The organism is Micromonospora pallida, assembly GCF_900090325.1.
GTDB classification, from domain to species: domain Bacteria; phylum Actinomycetota; class Actinomycetes; order Mycobacteriales; family Micromonosporaceae; genus Micromonospora; species Micromonospora pallida.
Genome location: NZ_FMHW01000002.1, coordinates 5,709,613 through 5,726,586, shown reverse-complemented (window position 1 = coordinate 5,726,586; position 16,974 = coordinate 5,709,613). Strand labels below are relative to the sequence as shown.

Sequence of the window (16,974 nt, the reverse complement as noted above, 5' to 3'; positions counted from 1 at the left end):
CCCGTCCTCCGGCTACCCTGGTCGACGGCACGACACAGTGAGGTGCCCCGCGCGAGCGGGGAGAATCGGGAAGCCGGTGTGAATCCGGCACGGGCCCGCCGCGGTGACCGGGGAGCCACCGTCCAGGCGCGAACAGCGCAGCCACTGGTCCACGAGGGCTGGGAAGGCGGACGGCACGGCGTCGATCCGGGAGTCCGAAGACCGGCCTCGCGTCACGCGCCCATCCGCCACGGGTGGGCCGAGCGCAGCGGGAGCCTGCCCATGGACCTGTACGACGTCATCCACCGCCGCCGGGACGTACGCGCCCAGTTCACCGGAGAGCCGGTGCCCGAGGACGCCCTGCACCGGGTGCTGACCGCGGCACACGCCGCACCGAGCGTCGGCTACTCCCAGCCCTGGGACTTCGTGGTGGTGCGGGACGCCGACACGCGCCGCCGGTTCCACGAGCACGTCCGCACCGAGCGGGACGTCTTCGCCGCCACCCTCCACGGGGAGGCGGCCGAACGGTTCGCCCGGATCAAGATCGACGGGGTGCTGGAGTCGACCCTGTCGATCGTGGTCACCCACGACCAGTCGCGGGGCGGGCCGGCGGTGCTCGGGCGGCACGCCATCGCCGACACCGGTCTCTACTCGACCTGCCTGGCCATCCAGAACCTCTGGCTCGCCGCCACCGCCGAGGGGCTCGGCGTCGGCTGGGTCTCCTTCTATCGGGAGCCCTGGCTGGCCGACCTGCTCGGCATTCCCACCGGTATCCGGCCGGTCGCCTGGCTCTGCCTCGGGCCGGTGACCCATTTCGAGGCCGTACCCGACCTGGTCCGGCACGGCTGGCGGCAGGCCCGTCCGCTCGCCCAGGCCGTCCACCACGACCACTGGACGCCCTCCGCCTGACACTTCCCGCCGCCGTCGTCCCGCCTCGCCGCGTCGCGCGGTCGCGGGGCGGGGCGCCGGGCGGGTGGCGGTGGCGGCGGGGAATTCGTCACTGTCGCCCGGTTTGGCGGCTGCCGTACCGGGAAGTCGGCAGGGGTGCGAGCACTCCTGACGAAGATCGAACAGGCGGCCGGCCTGGACCGGGTCGGTGACCGCCTCCAGCGGGCGGTGCAGGCCGCCCTACGGCCGCAGCGCGTCCGTGACCTGCTGCACGGGGTGTGGCTGGGGCACCCGCTGCACCCGGCGATGGTGCAGGTGCCGGTCGGCGCGTGGATGAGCGCCGCCCTCCTCGACGCGATGCCCGGCCAGCGGCGTGCCGCGACCGCGCTGGTGGCCGTCGGTACGGCCAGTGCCGTGCCGGCGGCCGTCGCCGGGCTCAACGACTGGGCTGCCCTGGACCGGGAGCAACGCCGGGTGGGGCTGGTGCACGCCGCCTCGAACACCGTCGGCCTGGCCTGTTACGCCGGCTCGCTCGCTGCCCGGCTGAGCGGCCGGCACAACCTGGGGCGGACGCTGGCGTACCTCGGGCTCGGTGCGGCGAGCGCCGGCGCGTACCTCGGCGGGCACCTGGCGTACAAGCAGGGGGCGCAGGTCAACCAGAGCATCTCCGAGGCGCACCGGATCGGCGACGGCTGGCACCCGGTCGGCGACCTGGCCGCCCTGCCCGACCGGGAACTGGTCACCCGCGAGATCGACGACGTCTCGGTGATCCTCTACCGGCACGGCGACGACGTCACCGTCATGCTGGAACGCTGCCCGCACCAGAGCGGACCGCTCGGCCAGGGCGAGGTACGGGAGATCGACGGCCACCCGTGCGTCGTCTGCCCCTGGCACGGCAGCACCTTCCAGCTCAACAGCGGTGGCAAGGTCGTCCACGGGCCGGCCGCCAACGACCAGCAGGTGCTCGCCACCCGGGTCGTCCACGGCGTCCTCGAGACCCGCCTGCCCTGACCCGTCCCGGACGGCGCGGCGAACCGCCTAGTCGCGGCGGTGGCGGCCGCTGCCCAGGGCGGCGCGGGTGTTCACGGACGGGGCCGGCCGTCGGCGCAGGCCGAGCACCGCCCCGATCTGCGCGCCGACGATGCTCGCCACGGCCAGCACGGCGGAGACCGCCAGCGGCCGGTTGACCCGGTCGTCCTGACCCGGCCGGGCTGCCCCGACGGTCATCGGCGGTGCCTCCTCGTGCGGCCACTCGGTGGTCGGCGGCTCCGGCGTGACCTGACGCGGACCCTGGTCGGGCGCCTGCTGGGGAGTCTCGTCCGGCACCTCGTCCGGGACGGGGGAGGCCGGCGGCGGGGCCGGACGCGGGGATGGCTTGTTCACCAGACGGCCGGTGGCGTGCGGCCGGGTACCGCCGTCGTTGGCCCGGTCGGGCAGCCTGAGCGTCTGTCCCGGGTAGATCCGGTCCGGGTCGCCGAGCTTGTTCAGCTTCACCAGCACCCGGTAGCTCTGGAAGTCCTCCAGATAGCGTTCGGCGACCTCGCCCAGGTAGTCGCCCTTGGCCACCCGGTACACCTGGGCCTGGTCGGTGGTCGTGGTCCACTCCACCGCGCCGACCACCGGGGCCACGCCCCGGGCCAGTGGTGAGGCGGTGGTGGGCAGCGACGTCGTGGCCGGCCCGGTCGCCGTCACCGGGGCCGACATCGCGTACGTGGTGGGGCTCCCGTAGGTGGCGGAGGTCGCGGCCGCCGCCGGGCTGGCCACGACCATCAGGGCGATCGAACCGACCAGCGCTGCCGCCGCACGCTGCTGACTGCGCATGCCGGGCAGCTTCGGCGCGGGCCGGCGCAGCACCTGCGCGACCAACTCCACCAGGACGGAGAAGGCGAAGGTCGCCCACCCGAACCAGCCAAGCACCGCCAACGCCCGGAGGAAGAGCTGCCCGTCGTCCCGGCTGGTCAGGACCGTGCCGATGGTGTCCAGCGTGGGCACCTCGGCCGGCAGCGGGTTGCCGGCGAGGGCGACGAGGGCGACGGGGCCCCCGACCAGCACCGCGCCGAGCACGACGAGCGCGCCGAAGCCGGTGAGGACCTGACCGGTCCGCCGGGCGGTACGGGATGCGGCCATGGGCGGCCTTCCTCTCTACGGTCCGGTGATGGCGCGTGCGGTGGCCTCGCCGGAAACGGTCACGGAGTCGGTGAGGTCGAACAAGCCGAGCAGGTACCTGTCGTAGGTGAGGGTGAGTTGGACAGTGATGCGCTTCTCGCCGTCGACGACGGGGAAGCTCACGGTGTGGTCGGTGACACCGGCGGCGGTGAGGTAGTTGTGGACCGCAGCGGTGGCGGCCACCTCGTCGATCTCCTTCTTGCCGCCGTTGATCGCCTGCGCCCGGTCGATGGCCTGGCCGCCGGTCCGGGCCGCCTCGGCGGCGAGGTTGTCCGCCCGGTGCATGGTGCGCAACTGTCCGGCCCCGTCGAAGGCCAGTCCGATGACCATGAGGACGCCGGCCATGCTCGCCGCGAGGAAGAGGCTGACCCGGCCCTCGTCCCCACGGACGCCGCGTCCCCGGCCAGGCCCGGCCGACCGCCAGCCGCCCGCCGCAGACGTGGGCAGCCGGTCGCCTGTCCCTGGCGTCGGGAGCCACCGGCCGCTCATTCCCGGCTCCGGTAGCTGTCCAGGGGCGAGGTGAACCGCGCCGACACCAGCCGACCGGCCGGCATTCCGGGCAGGCTCGACAGGTGGATGTCGGCGAACGAGACTGTGCAGCTGACCTGCACCGACACCGCCGCCGGTTGCCCCGGCGGGGCCGCGTACGCCGCCGCGAAACTGGTCGGCGTACCGCCCACCGAACCGGTGAAGGCGAAACTCGGTGGACCGACGCAGTTCAGCCCCTGCCAGTTGAGCTGTTTTTCGGCGGCGGTGGTGGCTGCGTCCTTACCCGTGCCGGCGTCCCGCGAGATCGACGCCGCCCGGGCCGCGTCGTGCGCGGCGGCCTGGATCGCCTCCGCCCCCACGGCGGTCCGGCCGGCCACCCCGGCCAGCACCATCAGCGCGATGAAGGCGGGCGCGAGGACGGCCACCTCCACCGACACCGAGCCCCGCTCGCCGGTCCGCCCCCGTCCGAGGAGTCGCCGGTTCACGGGGTGGTCTCCGGGGTCCAGCGCTCCACCGTGCCGTGGGCGGTCTGCGACACCGTCAGGCGCACGCCGGGGACCAGCGAGAGCGACTTGCCGGTCACCGTGCAGGTGACCTCGGTGGCGGTGGCGGTGCAGCTCGGCTTCGGGTCGGCCAGCCAGTCCCCGGCGGCACTGAGGAAGGCGTTGGCCCGCTCCACGCCCACCCCGGCCGGGGCCTGGTGGACGCGTTGCGCGTTCACCCCGCTCTGTGCGGCGTGCAGCGCCGTGCTCCGGGCCAGGAACCCGGCGGCGACCTGGATCGAGCCGAAGAGGAGCAACAGCACCGCCGGCATGACGACGGCCAACTCCACCGGGTTGGCCCCCCGGTCGGGCCCGTCGGACACGAGCCGACGCCGGATGGCGGCGACCATCCGGCGACCGGTCAGAGAGAGGCGTCGACGCATGTCGGTCAGGGCGTCGACTACGGGCCCTGGATGGAGTTCATCCATGCAGTGGCCTTGGTGCTGACGATCGCGGTGACGGCCACGGCAGCGGTGACCAGACCGGCGATGATCACCGCAGTGGGGACCGGGCTGTCGCCGCGCTCGCCGTCGCGGCGAAGCTCGGCCAGGCGTGTGCTCAGGGCCACGTGCAGGTACGTGAAGAAGGCCATGACGGTGCTCCTTGTCGGGGTCAGAGTCGGGCGACGAACGGGTAGGCGACGAAGCCGAGCAGCACGAACACCAGCAGCGAGCCGGGGATGTCGAGCCGGCTGGTGATGCCCTCGGCGTGGGCCAGGTTGTCGGTGCGGATCTGGTCGCGCAGCGCGTCGGCGCGGCTGCGCAGTGTCTCGTGTACCTGCGCGCCCTCGCTGCCCGAGGAGCGCATGATCGCGCCGACGTCCCCCAGCTCCGGGATGCCGATCTTCTCGGCGAGTTCGCGCAGCTCGTCCCAGGGCGAGTGCATCTGCATCTGGGCGATCCGCAACGCCTCGCGGATCCGGTCGAAGACCCAGCCGTCGCAGACCTCCGCCGCGCGCTCCAGGGACTGCACCGGCCCGTGCGCGGCGGAGAGTTGCAGGGCGACCAGGTCCAGGTAGGTGCAGACCGCCTGGCGGAACTCCGCTCGCGCCCGGTCCGCCTTCTCCAGCACCGCGCGGTGCGCCATCAACGCGGACAGGAACGCCATCCCCAGGCTGCCCAGCACCGGTACGACGAACGGCAGCCGTAGTCCGAACATCGAGAGCGCGACGGTCAGCAGGGTCGGCGAGGCGAGCCCGATCAGCGCGGAGAGCAGCACCGAGAGGGCGTACTGCTCGGGGGTCTGGCCGATCAACGCGAGCTGCCGGTGCGGCGGGCGCAGCCAGCGGGAGGTTCCGGTCAGCCACTCCAGGTTCTGGCCGGTGGAGGCGGTCACCGTACGGGCGGCGGTCGGCGGCTGGTGCAGCCGGCGCAGGGCCGGCCCCAGCGCCGGGGTGGCCGGCAGCATCTCCCAGACCACCAGGAACACCCCGAGCCCGACCGCCGCGCCGCCGGAGACGGCGAGGGTGAGCTGCCAGTTGAGGATCATGCGAGGGCGTCCTCCGGATCGGGGGCGGGCAGGAAGCGCGCCGGACGCGGAGGCTGGCTCATCGACCGCACCCAGGCCAGCAGGGCGATGAAGAGGCCACCGAGCACGGCCATCACCACCTGCCCGGTCGGGGTGCCGTACGGGCGGATGTAGTCGGTGTTCAGCAGCCCGTACGCGAGGGTGGCCAGGGTCATCCCGGTGAGGAAGCGGACCGCGAACCGGGGCTGGGTGCGCTTCGCCTCGATCTCCCGGCGGGTCGCCACCTCGGCCGCCGCTGCCCCGGCGATCGCCCCGAGCACGTCGCCGAGGCGCTCGCCCCGGTCGGTGAGGTGCAGGATCAGCGCCGCCACCACCTGGTCGGCGACTGGGTCGCCGATGTCGTCGGCGAAGGCGAGCAGCGCGGGACGGGCTAGCCAGCCGGCCTGGAGCCGGGCGGCGAGCAGCCGTACCTCCTCCTCGATCTCCGGCGGCGCGGTGGCGATGGTGCCGACGATGGCCTGCTGGAGGCCCTGGCCGGTGGCGGAGATGTCCTTGAGTCGGCGGGTCCACTCGCCGACCGCCTCGATCCGGGCGATGGCCCGCTGCTCGGCCCCGCCCACCGAGAAGAGCCACGGCGTGCCGGGCACCGCCACGGTGACCAGCAGCCCCACCACCGGCAACCCGGTGAGCAGGAACGCCAGCGCGCCGGCCACCGCCGCACCCACCAGCAGGGCCTGGTGGCGCTGCTGCTCGCGACGGCTGGTGCCGGAGCCGAGCCAGAGCCGGCGCAGCCCCGACCCGCTGCCCGGTCCCGGTCCCGGTGGGCGGGTGGTGCCGACCAGGGCGACCACCGCCAGCACCAGCCCGGCCACGCAGGCCGCCCCGGAGACCGTGGCGATCAGCTCGACGTTGGCGATCACCGCGCCACCCCCGTCCGCGTCCGACGGGGCCGCCCGATCAGCAGGCTCATCCCCGTCCGCGTTCGCAGGGTCCGCTCGAACGGTCCGGTCACCGGGCTCACCGCCGACCCAGCCGGGTGTGCCGGGGCCGCCGCCACGCGCCGGTTCCGGCCTCGATGTACGGGCTGAGCACCCGGGCGTCGTAGCCGATCCGTAGGAGCTGCTGGCGGACCCGCTCGGGCAGGTGCTTCGGGACCGCCCGGCCGTCCGGTCCGGGCCCGAAGATCTCGGTGGTGGTGATCCGGTTGCCCTCGCCGGCCCCGATCACCTCCTCGACGTGCGAGACGAAGCGGTGCTTGCGGCCCCCGATCGCGGTCTCGTCCTCGACGGTGACATAGACGATCAGGTCCAGCGCGTTGCCGGCCATCCGGCGGGCCTGGTCGACGGTCATCTCCCGCCCGTGCGAGAGCGCCAGTTCGATGATCCGCTCGGTAACTCCGGCTGGGGTCCGGGCGTGGATCGTGCACATCGAGCCCCGGCTGGTGGTCATCGCCTGGAGCATCGGCACGATCTCCCGGGACCGCACCTCACCGACGACGATCCGCAGCACACCCATCCGCAGCGAGACCGGGATCAGGTCGGCGATGGTCACCTCGCCCGCCGGCCGGCCGTCGAGGCCCCGCTCGCCGTGCCCCTCCCGCGCCTCGAAGCTCATCACCGCCCGGTGCCGGAGCTGACGGCGGGCGGGGAGCAGCTCCCGGCTCTCCTCCAGCAGCACGAACGGCTCGTCCGGCGGGATCTCGTCCATCAGTGCCCGGACCACGGTGGTCTTACCCGCGCCGGCCAGCCCGGCGACCATGATGTTCAGCCCGGCGCGCATGGCCGCGCGGAGGAAGTCCCGGAGCAGGACGTCGACCATCTCGTCCAGGTCGGCGCGGAAACCGGCGATGTCGTCCAGGGTCACGTCGAGCGTGTTGTGCTTCCGGATCACCGCGTACGGGCGGCTGCTGACCAGGTAGACGGCGGCGAGTCGGCTCCCGTCGGGCAGTTGCAGGTCCAGGGTGGGCTTGGCGGTGGAGAGCGACCGCTCGGTCGCCCCGGCCCGACGGGCGGCGGCCTGGAGGATCTCCACCAGCTCCTCGTCGCTGTCGGCGATCGGGTCGGCCCAGTCCACGCCGCCGCCGTGCCGGGTGATCCGCACCTGGTCGCAGCCGAGGATGTGCACCTCCTCGATCGTCTGGTCGACCAGCAGGGTCTGTAGTCGACCGAGTCCGACCAGCTCGGCGGTCACCTGCTGGAGCAGTTGCCGCTCCTCGTCGGCCGGCATCGGCGTACCGGCCCGGCGCACCGAGTCGGCGTACCCGGAGACCACTTCCACCGCGAGCCGGGCCCGCTCGGCGTCCTCCTCGTGGACGGTGAAGTCCCGGCCACGCTGCCAGAGGGTGAGCCGCTCGCTCAGCTCCCGGCGCAGTTCCCGGACGACGGTGAAGTCGACCCGGGCGCGCGGCGGCGCAGTCGGCGCCACAGCCACCCCGGCGTGCTGATGTCCGTTCGGCCCGGCGGCGTGGCCGTTGGGCCCGGCCGGGTGCGGGCGGCCGTTCGAGGCGGCCGGGTGCGGTTGGCCGTTGGGCCCGGCCGGGTGCCGGTGGCCGTTCGCGGGGGCCAGCGGCGGGGCGACCGAGGTGGCCGACGACTGCACGGCGCGCGGGTCGTGGGAGACCGGTTCAAACCGCATGCGGCACCCCCTGGCCGGTGGGCCAGCTAAGGCGGGCACGCCGCCGGTCCAGCAACGCGCCGATCGGCACCTCCAGCGCGCCGGCCGCCCGCATCAGCGGCCGGGTGGCGCGGACGTTGCCGCCGGTGCTGAGCACCTGGGCGGTACGCGGGTCGTCCGGAAGCCGGGCGATCACCGGCAACCCGAGCGCCTTGCTGATCTCGCTGGTGCCGTGGCCGTCGCCGACCACCAGCAGGCGTAGCGAACCGGGGGCCACCCGGTGCTCGGTGAAGTCCCGCCCGATGGCCCGGACCAGCGATCGGGTCGCGGAGATGTCCGGCAGGGTGGCCCGGGTCACCACCAGCACCACCGCAGCGGCGCGCAGCACCGGCCAGGGTGGGCCGACCACCGCCAGCCGACCGCAGTCGACCAGCACGTCGTACGGGGGAGTGCCGTTCTCCAGGGTGGTGAAGAAGTCCGCGAACCGCTGCCAGAGCGGGGTGACGCTGCCGGCCTGGGCCGGGTCGACCACGCCAGGCAGGAGCAGGCGCTCCCGCTTCGGGGCGTCCAGGTCGACCAGCTGCGACCAGAACAACGCCTCCATGTTGCCGTCGCGCAGCTCCCCGACGGCCAACTCGCCGATGCCCCGGGGTCCGTCGAGCGCCCCGGTCAGGTAGCCGGCGAGCACCGAGCCGCCGGCCGGGTCGCACTCGGCCAGCACCAGCCGGCGGTGCCAGCTCAGCGTGCAGGCCAGCGCCGAGGTGGTCACCCCGGGCGAGCCCTTCGCCGAGACCAGCGCGATGATCGCCATACTCAGACCGATCCGGTCAGCACAAGGGCGATCCGCTGCTCGGCGGCGAGCGCCACCACCGCCGGTACGTCCCGGACGGCGACCGCCAGGTAGACCACGACCGTGCTGCTCTCCGGGCGGTCGCTGTCGATGACGGTCGCGGTGAACCGGGTGACCGACGTGGTCGTCCGGCCGTCGGTGCTCTTCTCCGGGGTGCTGACCAGCAGCACCTTGTCGCCGGGGCGCAGCGTGCGGGCCGGCACCTCGCTCGGCTTCAGGCCGAGCGCGAGCTGCTGCTGGCCGGTGCCGAGCAGCGGCTTGTCGGTGAGCTGCGCCTGGGTGACCAGGGTGCCCGGGGTGAGGGTGACCGCCGCCCGCTTGCCGATCACGTCGTCGATCTCGCCGGCCGGCACCGGCCGCAGGCCTTGGCCGCCGGCCACCTGGACGGACATCAGGTCGTCGGCGCTGAGCACCGTGCCCACCTCGACCGGGCGGGCGACCGCGAGGTACGTGCCGGTGGCGCGGACCGAGGTGACCGCGAAGGCCGCGCCGAGGCCGCCCAGCGCGATCAGGAGCACCGCCAGACCGAGCAGGCCGGGCCGCATCCGTCGTTGCCGGACCACCTTGGGCGGGGCGACCGGGGCGTCCACCGGCCCCGGTCCCTTGTGCGTCACCACACTCACTCGGTCACCACCTGGAGTTCGTTGATCTGGATCTGTACGCCGTCGCTGGTCCGGGAGACCGGGATGGTGCCGCTCTGACCGCCGCCGTCCCACTCGACGGTCCAGTACGTGGTGGCGCTGACCACGTACGTGTCGGCCTTCGGATAGCCGTTGTCGTAGCCGCAGTCGGGGGAGGGCTGCCCGGCGAACGGGCCGGAGGGCGAGTACGCCGTGCCCGGCTTGGTGCAGGTGACCTTCTCGCCGTTGCCCATGTTCCAGACGGCCCGGTCCACCTTCGCCGTGATGCTCACGGTCACGCCGCGCTCCGAGGCGGAGGCTTTCAGCGGCCCGAAGTAGTTCAGGCCGGGGCTGGCCCACATCCAGACCGGGAGCCCGACCAGGCCGGGGCCCTGGCTCTTGCGGGGAGCCACCGAGATGCGCGGCTTGAGCAGGTCGATCGAGGCGAGCGCCCGGAACGCCAACTCCTCCGGGTCCGGCGGCGCGCCGAACCCAGGCGGCGGAGTGTCCAGCACGACTTCTTGTGTCGAGCCGAGGCCACCGCCGGGATTGATGCAGGTCTTGGCATACGACTGCTCGCCCTCATCGAGTCCCGGCGGTTGGGGCTGGGAGAGCTTGTAGTAGCAGCCGTCGCTGTTGTTGAACCAGCCGAGAACGTCGTCGTAGCACTTGACGGGCTTGCCGTCCCACTGGCACTTGGCCGGGCCGCCACCCCCGCCGCCGTCGCCCCCGCCCCCGCCCCCACCGTCGTCCCCACCGCCGCCCGGGTCGCCCGGGGTGCCGGGGTCGTCGTCCCAGACGCTGCAGTCGGTCTGCCCGACCGGGCACTCGGCCCCCGGGTCCGCGACGGCGGGCGTGGGGACGGTGAGTACCAGCGCCAGCCCGGTGAGGGTGGCGAGCAGGGTCGCGGCGAGCCGGCCCGCGGGCCCGGCCAGCGCGGGGCCCGCCCAAGTCCGGGTGCCCTCCTGGCGCAGCGGGGTCGCCTCCCGGGTCAGCACGGCTGATCCTCGTGGGCGACCCCGGCGCTGATCAGCCAGCGCCCATCGGGGTAGCGGGTGGCGGTGGCCGTGGCGAGGTGGCGTCCGGCGCCGGTGCCGGGGACGACCTTGCGGGTCTTGGCGTAGACCAGCTTGTAGCCGGTCGCGTCGAGACAGTCCTGGATCTCCACGGAGGCCGGTACGGCGTCCAGGCTCACCAGGGTGACGGTCGGGTCGGAAACGAGCTTTCCGGTACGCATGGCACCGTGCTCCTTCGTCTCACGAATTGCCAGCCGAACCCTGGTCAAAAGTGGATCTGCCAGGTATTTGGCCAGGTCGGGATGGTGTGGATCACTGCGTGCGCTGGCTGCTCGGGAAGCGTCCAGATATCCGGCGTATGCCGCGAGAGCCGCCTTTCCGGCCGCCTCCTCCGCAGCTTTCCGGTCCTCGGCGGCGACGGGATGTCGTTCCTCCGTGGCCCGGCTGGGCCGTTCCGGATCCGCCCCGCAGGCGGCACCGGTGCCGAGCAGCGTGAGCGCGACGAGGCAGGTCGTCCAGCGCCGGGGATGCCGTGCTCGCAACGCCGCCCTCCTCGATGCGGAGCCCGTCCGGCCGGTTCCCGGGCAAGCGGCAGCGCCTCCGGATGCCCCGGTCCGGATTACTCGATCTTGAATCTGTATTTACTGTTGCGGATATATGCCAGTTCTCAAGCGGGCCTTTTGCCCGATCATCGGTCGACCTGTGCCGTCGACAGTTGCGTCCCACCCAAGGGGCGAGCATAGGCTGACGACAGCCGATGCAACAGAGCTAATTGGCGTGAATACTCTGCGTTACCGGGGTGGTGGGGTGAGGCAGTGGGGCGATCGGCGACGAGGTGGGCCATCCCGCCCCCTTGCTCGCCGGGTTGTCGAGGGCGGGGCCACCGGTTCGTCCGGCCACGGGATTTGGTGCCTGTCAACGGATTCGCAGCCGGTGGCGCCTGCGGTACGCCCTGACGGCAGGGAGCGGCGGGCGGTTCGACGGCCCGCATGTCGACCGTCGCGTCGGGCGGCAGCAACCCTCGAATGTGATCTTTCGGCGATCGTGAAACTACTTTCCGTATTCAGGCCTTCGGCCTGTGTCTGGAGATCGACATGACGCTGACCCGGCCGTCGGCCGCGCGACCGGCCACCCGACCCTGGGTACGCCTCGCCGCTGTCCTCGCCCTCACCCCGCCCCTGCGGCTGGCCGCGCTACGGCACGCCGTACCCCCGGGCACCCCGCGCCGGAGCAGCTGTGCTGCCTGCGCCGCCCCGATCGGCCTGGACCGGCCGGTGCCGGCGCTCACCCCGGTCGCCCGCTGCCCGCGCTGCCGGGCCCGGGTCGGGCCGCCGCCCGGCAGCGTCGAGGTGGCCGTGGTCGCCGCGCTGGCGCTGCTCGCGACGCTGGACCTACCCCCGTTCGCCCTGCTCGCGGTCGGCTGGTGGCTCGGCTGGGCGGTGCCGCTGACCCTGGTGGACGCGGCGGTGCACCGGCTGCCCGACCGGCTCACCTACCCGGCCGCCGCCGGCACCTGGTTGCTGCTCGGAGCCGCCGCGCTGACCGGCGCGGGACCGGGCCCCTGGGTCCGGGCGACTCTCGTAGGCTTGGCCCTGGCCGCCGGCTTCGCCGCCACCACGCTGCTGTTCGGCCGGCACGGCTTCGGCCTCGGGGACGCCAAGTTGGCGCTCGGCGCGGGCGCGCTGCTCGGCTGGTACGGCTGGGCCGCGCCGGTGCTCGGACTGTTGCTGACCTTCCTGCTCTCCGCCCTGGTCAGCGGGATCCTGCTGGCCGCCCGACGGGTCCGCTGGAGCAGTCACCTCCCGTTCGGGCCGTTTCTGGTCGTCGGCACCGCCGTCGCCCTGGCCCTGCTCGGCTGAGGCGGCCGACACCCGGTCGGCCCCGGGCAGTGCGGCTAGCGGCGGTCCGGGCCAGGTGTCGGCCAGTTCCACCCCGGTCGGCCCCCGGGCAGTAGTACTAGCGGGCTCCGGTGGGGGTCCGGGTCCCGGCCGGTGGTCCGGTGCGGCGACGGTCGAGGAGGTGGGCGACCGGGCCGGACAACGTCACCAGCAGGACTGTGCCGACCAGCGTGCCGAGCAGCAACCCGCCGACCACGTCGTGCGGGTAGTGCACCCCGACGAAGGTGCGGGAGAACGCGGCCAGCAGCGCCAACGGGACGGCCAGCAGCCCCAGCCGGGGCCGGAGGAGGAGGGTGGTGGCCGCCAGCGCCCCGGCGATCGTGGAGTGGTTGCTCGGGAAGGACCAGTCCCCGGGCGGTGGACAGTGGCCGGCCACGATGACCAGGTCGGTCAACGCCCGGCAGGGACGTTCCTGGTCGACCAGGGTCTTGATCCACTCGCTGAGGCCGTAGGCGAGGACCACCGCCACCGGGGCGACCAGCGTCGCCGCCCTGTCACGGGACGTCCCGCCGAAACGCCGCCCGGAGGCCAGCAGGAACAGCAGGACGAGCAGGACGATCGATCCCTCGGTGAAGTGCGCGGCGAACCACCGCACGGGTTCGGGGGTACGGCCGGCGAACTCGACGATGTCCCGGTACCACTCCTCACTGAACCCCGGCACGCCCGTCCAGGTGTCTACCGTCTGTGACGTCACCATCTGCTCATACCTCCTCCAGTCCCTACGGATGGTAGAAATCGGCGGAGTCCGGCACAGTGTGCGAAGGTGAGATCTCGCCCCTGACCTTCGTCTCAGTCACCCCACAGCCGGATGTGCTGGGATGGCGTCTCGCGCACCTGAGTACCGGGAGGCCGTGTGCCCGACACGACCGTCAGTGACCACCAGCCCGGCCACGACCACCGGCCGGCGGGCCGCACCACCGGCCACGACCACCAGCCGGCCGACCACCCGGCCGGGGACGACGGCTGGCGGATCCGGCGGACCGAGGCGGACGCCGACCGCCTCGGCGAGACCGAGTCGGTGTTCGCGTTGAGCAACGGTTGGCTGGGCTGGCGTGGCAACCTCGACGAGGGTGAGCCGTACGGCATGCCGGGCAGTTACCTCAACGGCTTCTACGAACGGCGGGGCCTGAGCTATCCCGAGGACGGGTACGCCTTCCCGCAGTTCAGCGACACCGTGGTCAGCGCACCGAACGCGGCACTGATCCGCCTCTGGGTCGACGGCGAGCCGCTGGACGTACGCACCGGCACCCTGCGCCGTCACGAGCGGGTGCTCGACCTGCGGGCCGGGCTGGTGGAGCGGCACACCGAGTGGGTCTCCCCGGGCGGGCACGCCGTACGCGTCCGCAGCATCCGGCTGGTCTCGCTCGCCCGCCGTCCGGTCGCCGCCGTCCGCTGGGAGGTGGAGCCGCTGGACGGGCCGGTCGAGGTCCGGGTCTGCTCCGACCTGGTCGCCAACCAGCGTGTTCCGGAACGCTCCGACGACCCTCGGGCCGCCACCGTGCTGGACGAACCCCTGGCCGCCGAGTACCGCCGCGCCGACGGACCGGACGGGGTGCTGGTGCACCGCACCGAGCGCAGCGGACAGCGGGTCGCGGTGGCCGTGGCGCACCTTGTCGAGGCCCCCGACACCACCGCCACCGACACCGGGTGCCAGGCCGACCGGTTCCGGCTCGCCCTGAGCGGCCCCCTCCGCCCCGGCCAGCGGCTCCGGCTGACCAAGTTCGCCGCGTACGAGTGCACCCGCACCGACGCCGCCGCCGACCCGACCGCAGCGGCGGCCGACGGGTCGGCGCGTACGGTCGACCGGGCGGTGGACGCCCCGACCGCGGAGGCGGCGGAAAGCCCGGCGGATCTGGCCGACCAGGCGGCGCGCGCCGCCGCCGAGGCCCGTACGGTCGGCTGGGACGCCCTCGTCACCGAGCAGCGAGCCTCCTCGACGCGGCCTGGACGACGGCCGACGGACGTTGCGACGTTGCGGCGTCAGGTGGTTGCAGGGGACCCTTCCTACCGCTTTTTGATGAGCAGGGGTCCCCTGCAACCACCCGGCGCGGCCGATCAGGCGTATGGGCTGTTCGCGTACGCGGCCCGCAGGGCGGCCAGCCCGGTGTCCCTCGGGTCCAGCGTGCCCCAGCCCGAGTTGAAGTAGTTCGTCCGGACGATCCGGGGGCCACCCTCCCGGTTGAGTCGCCGGATCGCGTCCGGCACGGTGGCGATCCACGCCGCCTGGTCCGGGAACTCCGCCTTCCGGACGCCCCACTCGGCGATCAGCACCGGCCGGGAGAGCGCCACCGGCCCCAGGTCGGCGACCGCCCAGTCCTTCGTCCGGCGGAACCGGCCCAGCGCGGTGTGCGCCGGGTCGGTGGCGTAGACGTTCCACTGGAGGAAGTCCAGCCGGGTCATCAGCGTCTCCGGGTGCGTCCGCCGGAAGCCGGACCGGTCGAAGCCGCCGGAACCGACCGAGAACGTGGTGCCGGCCGGGAGCGACCGGGTCCGGAACCAGTCGACGACGTAGGACATCGCGGCCACCGCGCGGGCGTCCGACTCCGCCCAGGTGTACGTCGTACCGGCCTCGGTGGTGCCGAACTCGTGGTCGGTGTCCAGCTCGGAGGCGAGTTGGACGTTCACCGGGAAGCCCATCGTCCGGTACTGGGACAGCGCGCGGGCGAGGAGGCCGTCGCAGTGCCCGGCGAGGACCTGGCTGTACCCGTACGCCCTCGGCCAGGTCGTGCCGGGACGCTGCTGGATGGTCATCGACGGTGCCGGCACGGTGTAGGTCACCCCGTCGACCGTGAACGTCTGCGCCCCGAGGTTGGCGGTGCCGTAGTGCTTCAGCTCCAGCACCATGTTGACCCGTACGCCCGCGCGGCCGAGGGTGAGCAGCCAGTCCTTCTGCCAGCCGGGGAAGATGTACCCGTCGGCGAAGCTGCGGTACTGGGTCAGCGACCGGAAACGCCCACCAACCATGTCGGCCGTCGGGTCGGCGTTGCCAGCCAGGTAGTACCCGCCCAGCACGGTGACGACCTGGTAGTCCAGGGCGGCGGTCGCCGCCTGACCGGCGGCGTCGCGGACCCGCACGGTGACCCGGGGCATCACGCCACCGCCCGGAACACGGCGACCGCGCCGGTGTCCGACACCCGGGTCCAGGTACGCCCCGAGTCGTCCTGCACCGTCACAGCCAGCGGGTCGACGACGACTGGGACGGTCACCGGGGCGCTGTGGTTGCCCTGGGCGTCGGTGACCGTGATGGTGACGGTCAACGGCTGGGTGTCGGCATCGGCGTACGCGATGGTCAGGAGCATCTCGTCCCCCGGCGCGTACGTCGTCGCGTCCAGCGACGCGGTCACGGTCGGCACGGCCATGGCGGGTCCTCTTCTCCGGCTCGAACCCTTTCCCGTGCCAACGATGGACGTCGCTTTCAGGAATCGACCATCGTCAGTCGCGTTCCTGGTTGCGCCGGACCCGCCGATGGTGGACTATCCGGACGTTTGCCAGGTGGCGGCGGCGCGTCGCAGCCGATCGTTGATAGCCCGGCCGAGGCCGCTGTCCGGCACCCGCTCGGCGACGATCTCGGTCACCCCGGTCGCGTCGAGCCGGTGCAGGGCGTCGAAGAGTCGGGCCGCCGCCCCGGTCAGGTCGCCGTCGGGGGCGAGCACCTCCACCGCCCCGTACGCCCCCTCGGGCGCTTCGCGTAGGGCGAGGTAGCCGCGCGTCCCGTCGTCCGGCCGGGCCGGGACCGGGGCGTCGACCACCCGCAGCGGTGTCCGGGGCGCGTAGTGCGCGGCCAGGGTGCCGGGCGCGACCGGCTGGCCGGAACTGCCCGGCCGTACGCTGACCGGGCCGACCGCCTCGACCAGCGCCTCCACCGCCAGCGAGCCGAGCCGCAGCACGACCGGCTGGTCACCGCGCGCGTCGACGATCGTGGACTCGATGCCGCACCGGGTCGGCCCGCCGTCGAGGATCAGGTCCACCGCGTCGCCCAACCCGGCCACCACGTGCTCGGCCCGGGTCGGGCTGAGCATGCCGAACCGGTTCGCGCTCGGCGCGGCCACCGGCAGCCCGGCCCGGCGGATCAACTCCCGGGCCACTGGGTGATCGGGGATCCGCACCGCCATCGTGTCCAGCCCGGACGTGACGATCGGCGGTACGGCCGGCGGCCGGTCGACGATCAGCGTCAGCGGGCCGGGCCAGAACCGTTCGGCGAGGGCCGCCACGATCGGCGGCAGCGCGCCGACCAGCGCCGTCAGGTCGGCGACATCGGCGAGGTGGGTGATCAGCGGGTCGAAGCTGGGTCGCGCCTTCGCCTCGAAGATCCGGGCCGCCGCCCGCGCGTCGAGCGCGTTTGCGCCCAGGCCGTACACGGTCTCGGTGGGGAAGGCGACCAGCCCGCCGGACCGCAGGACGGCGGCGGCCTCGGCCACCCCGCTGGCCGCCGGCAGCACCGGCGCG

General features: G+C 73.5%; 20 protein-coding genes and 1 riboswitch. Of the genes, 4 read left to right on the top strand and 16 right to left on the bottom strand.

Annotated features, from left to right (window positions below; translation table 11 throughout):
* Positions 1–28 precede the first annotated feature (28 nt).
* A riboswitch (cobalamin riboswitch) is annotated at positions 29–224 on the top strand.
* Positions 225–261: 37 nt separating this feature from the next.
* Together bluB and GA0074692_RS23905 are read left to right on the top strand one after the other, a co-directional pair.
* Positions 262–888 carry a 5,6-dimethylbenzimidazole synthase gene (gene bluB / locus GA0074692_RS23910; protein ID WP_091647754.1) on the top strand — a complete coding sequence of 209 codons (627 nt, stop codon included), beginning with the start codon at positions 262–264 and terminating at the stop codon, positions 886–888.
* Positions 889–1,023: 135 nt separating this feature from the next.
* Positions 1,024–1,878, top strand: coding sequence for a Rieske (2Fe-2S) protein (locus tag GA0074692_RS23905; protein ID WP_091647752.1), 855 nt, complete (start codon positions 1,024–1,026; stop codon positions 1,876–1,878).
* A gap of 27 nt (positions 1,879–1,905) precedes the next feature.
* Here GA0074692_RS23905 and GA0074692_RS23900 read toward each other — a convergent pair whose 3' ends face one another.
* From GA0074692_RS23900 to GA0074692_RS23845, 12 genes are all read right to left on the bottom strand, one after another.
* Entirely contained in the window at positions 1,906–2,994 is a 1,089-nt protein-coding gene (locus GA0074692_RS23900; protein WP_091647750.1) for a LysM peptidoglycan-binding domain-containing protein, read from the bottom strand.
* A gap of 15 nt (positions 2,995–3,009) precedes the next feature.
* A complete protein-coding gene (locus GA0074692_RS23895) occupies positions 3,010–3,378 on the bottom strand; it encodes a translin family protein (protein WP_091647747.1) in 369 nt (122 codons plus the stop codon).
* A 140-nt stretch (positions 3,379–3,518) separates the two neighbouring features.
* Positions 3,519–4,007 carry a TadE/TadG family type IV pilus assembly protein gene (locus GA0074692_RS23890; RefSeq protein WP_091647745.1) on the bottom strand — a complete coding sequence of 163 codons (489 nt, stop codon included), beginning with the start codon at positions 4,005–4,007 and terminating at the stop codon, positions 3,519–3,521.
* On the bottom strand, positions 4,004–4,447 hold the full coding sequence (locus GA0074692_RS23885) for a TadE family protein (protein ID WP_176738557.1): 444 nt from the start codon (positions 4,445–4,447) through the stop codon (positions 4,004–4,006). Before GA0074692_RS23885 ends, GA0074692_RS23890 begins: the two co-directional genes overlap by 4 nt.
* 17 nt (positions 4,448–4,464) lie before the next feature.
* Positions 4,465–4,656 carry a hypothetical protein gene (locus tag GA0074692_RS23880; protein ID WP_091647741.1) on the bottom strand — a complete coding sequence of 64 codons (192 nt, stop codon included), beginning with the start codon at positions 4,654–4,656 and terminating at the stop codon, positions 4,465–4,467.
* Between the two features lie 20 nt (positions 4,657–4,676).
* A complete protein-coding gene (locus GA0074692_RS23875; protein ID WP_091654002.1) occupies positions 4,677–5,549 on the bottom strand; it encodes a type II secretion system F family protein in 873 nt (290 codons plus the stop codon).
* Positions 5,549–6,448, bottom strand: a complete 900-nt coding sequence (locus GA0074692_RS23870; protein WP_091654000.1) for a type II secretion system F family protein — start codon at positions 6,446–6,448, stop codon at positions 5,549–5,551. The genes GA0074692_RS23875 and GA0074692_RS23870 overlap by 1 nt, the downstream gene beginning before the upstream one ends.
* A 100-nt stretch (positions 6,449–6,548) precedes the next feature.
* Positions 6,549–8,165 (bottom strand): TadA family conjugal transfer-associated ATPase, encoded by a 1,617-nt coding sequence (locus GA0074692_RS23865; protein WP_091647738.1) that lies wholly within the window; start codon positions 8,163–8,165, stop codon positions 6,549–6,551.
* Complete coding sequence (locus GA0074692_RS23860; RefSeq protein WP_091647735.1) at positions 8,155–8,955, bottom strand: CpaE/TadZ family protein; 801 nt, start codon at positions 8,953–8,955, stop codon at positions 8,155–8,157. The genes GA0074692_RS23865 and GA0074692_RS23860 overlap by 11 nt, the downstream gene beginning before the upstream one ends.
* Before the next feature lie 2 nt (positions 8,956–8,957).
* On the bottom strand, positions 8,958–9,539 hold the full coding sequence (locus tag GA0074692_RS23855; protein WP_091653999.1) for an SAF domain-containing protein: 582 nt from the start codon (positions 9,537–9,539) through the stop codon (positions 8,958–8,960).
* Positions 9,540–9,613: 74 nt separating this feature from the next.
* The gene (locus tag GA0074692_RS23850) at positions 9,614–10,549 is read right to left on the bottom strand and encodes a hypothetical protein (RefSeq protein WP_091653997.1); all 936 of its coding nucleotides are present in this window, start codon (positions 10,547–10,549) and stop codon (positions 9,614–9,616) included.
* Positions 10,550–10,605: 56 nt separating this feature from the next.
* On the bottom strand, positions 10,606–11,172 hold the full coding sequence (locus tag GA0074692_RS23845) for a hypothetical protein (RefSeq protein ID WP_091647733.1): 567 nt from the start codon (positions 11,170–11,172) through the stop codon (positions 10,606–10,608).
* Positions 11,173–11,712: 540 nt separating this feature from the next.
* Here GA0074692_RS23845 and GA0074692_RS23840 point away from each other — a divergent pair.
* Positions 11,713–12,489: a prepilin peptidase gene (locus GA0074692_RS23840; protein WP_425413398.1), complete on the top strand. Its 777-nt coding sequence runs from the start codon at positions 11,713–11,715 to the stop codon at positions 12,487–12,489.
* A gap of 97 nt (positions 12,490–12,586) precedes the next feature.
* Here the strand turns inward: GA0074692_RS23840 and GA0074692_RS23835 are convergent, their stop codons facing one another.
* Entirely contained in the window at positions 12,587–13,225 is a 639-nt protein-coding gene (locus GA0074692_RS23835; RefSeq protein WP_091647729.1) for a phosphatase PAP2 family protein, read from the bottom strand.
* A 156-nt stretch (positions 13,226–13,381) separates the two neighbouring features.
* Here GA0074692_RS23835 and GA0074692_RS23830 point away from each other — a divergent pair, with 156 nt between their 5' ends.
* Positions 13,382–14,674 carry a glycoside hydrolase family 65 protein gene (locus GA0074692_RS23830; RefSeq protein ID WP_091647726.1) on the top strand — a complete coding sequence of 431 codons (1,293 nt, stop codon included), beginning with the start codon at positions 13,382–13,384 and terminating at the stop codon, positions 14,672–14,674.
* Here GA0074692_RS23830 and GA0074692_RS23825 read toward each other — a convergent pair.
* The 3 genes from GA0074692_RS23825 to GA0074692_RS23815 form a co-directional block, all read right to left on the bottom strand.
* Positions 14,584–15,618, bottom strand: coding sequence for a hypothetical protein (locus GA0074692_RS23825; protein ID WP_091647724.1), 1,035 nt, complete (start codon positions 15,616–15,618; stop codon positions 14,584–14,586). The genes GA0074692_RS23830 and GA0074692_RS23825 overlap by 91 nt on opposite strands.
* Positions 15,618–15,887, bottom strand: a complete 270-nt coding sequence (locus GA0074692_RS23820; protein WP_091647722.1) for a hypothetical protein — start codon at positions 15,885–15,887, stop codon at positions 15,618–15,620. The genes GA0074692_RS23825 and GA0074692_RS23820 overlap by 1 nt, the downstream gene beginning before the upstream one ends.
* A gap of 114 nt (positions 15,888–16,001) precedes the next feature.
* Complete coding sequence (locus GA0074692_RS23815) at positions 16,002–16,964, bottom strand: L-threonylcarbamoyladenylate synthase (protein ID WP_091653996.1); 963 nt, start codon at positions 16,962–16,964, stop codon at positions 16,002–16,004.
* Between the last annotated feature and the right edge of the window lie 10 nt (positions 16,965–16,974).

Bases quoted from the DNA above. Each gene is read 5' to 3' on its own strand.
- bluB (WP_091647754.1), top strand. From the start codon at position 262: ATGGACCTGTACGACGTCATCCACCGCCGCCGGGACGTACGCGCCCAG.
- GA0074692_RS23900 (WP_091647750.1), bottom strand. From the start codon at position 2,994: ATGGCCGCATCCCGTACCGCCCGGCGGACCGGTCAGGTCCTCACCGGC.
- GA0074692_RS23895 (WP_091647747.1), bottom strand. From the start codon at position 3,378: ATGGCCGGCGTCCTCATGGTCATCGGACTGGCCTTCGACGGGGCCGGA.
- GA0074692_RS23885 (WP_176738557.1), bottom strand. From the start codon at position 4,447: ATGCGTCGACGCCTCTCTCTGACCGGTCGCCGGATGGTCGCCGCCATC.
- GA0074692_RS23880 (WP_091647741.1), bottom strand. From the start codon at position 4,656: ATGGCCTTCTTCACGTACCTGCACGTGGCCCTGAGCACACGCCTGGCC.
- GA0074692_RS23865 (WP_091647738.1), bottom strand. From the start codon at position 8,165: ATGCGGTTTGAACCGGTCTCCCACGACCCGCGCGCCGTGCAGTCGTCG.
- GA0074692_RS23860 (WP_091647735.1), bottom strand. From the start codon at position 8,955: ATGGCGATCATCGCGCTGGTCTCGGCGAAGGGCTCGCCCGGGGTGACC.
- GA0074692_RS23855 (WP_091653999.1), bottom strand. From the start codon at position 9,539: ATGCGGCCCGGCCTGCTCGGTCTGGCGGTGCTCCTGATCGCGCTGGGC.
- GA0074692_RS23835 (WP_091647729.1), bottom strand. From the start codon at position 13,225: ATGGTGACGTCACAGACGGTAGACACCTGGACGGGCGTGCCGGGGTTC.
- GA0074692_RS23825 (WP_091647724.1), bottom strand. From the start codon at position 15,618: ATGCCCCGGGTCACCGTGCGGGTCCGCGACGCCGCCGGTCAGGCGGCG.
- GA0074692_RS23820 (WP_091647722.1), bottom strand. From the start codon at position 15,887: ATGGCCGTGCCGACCGTGACCGCGTCGCTGGACGCGACGACGTACGCG.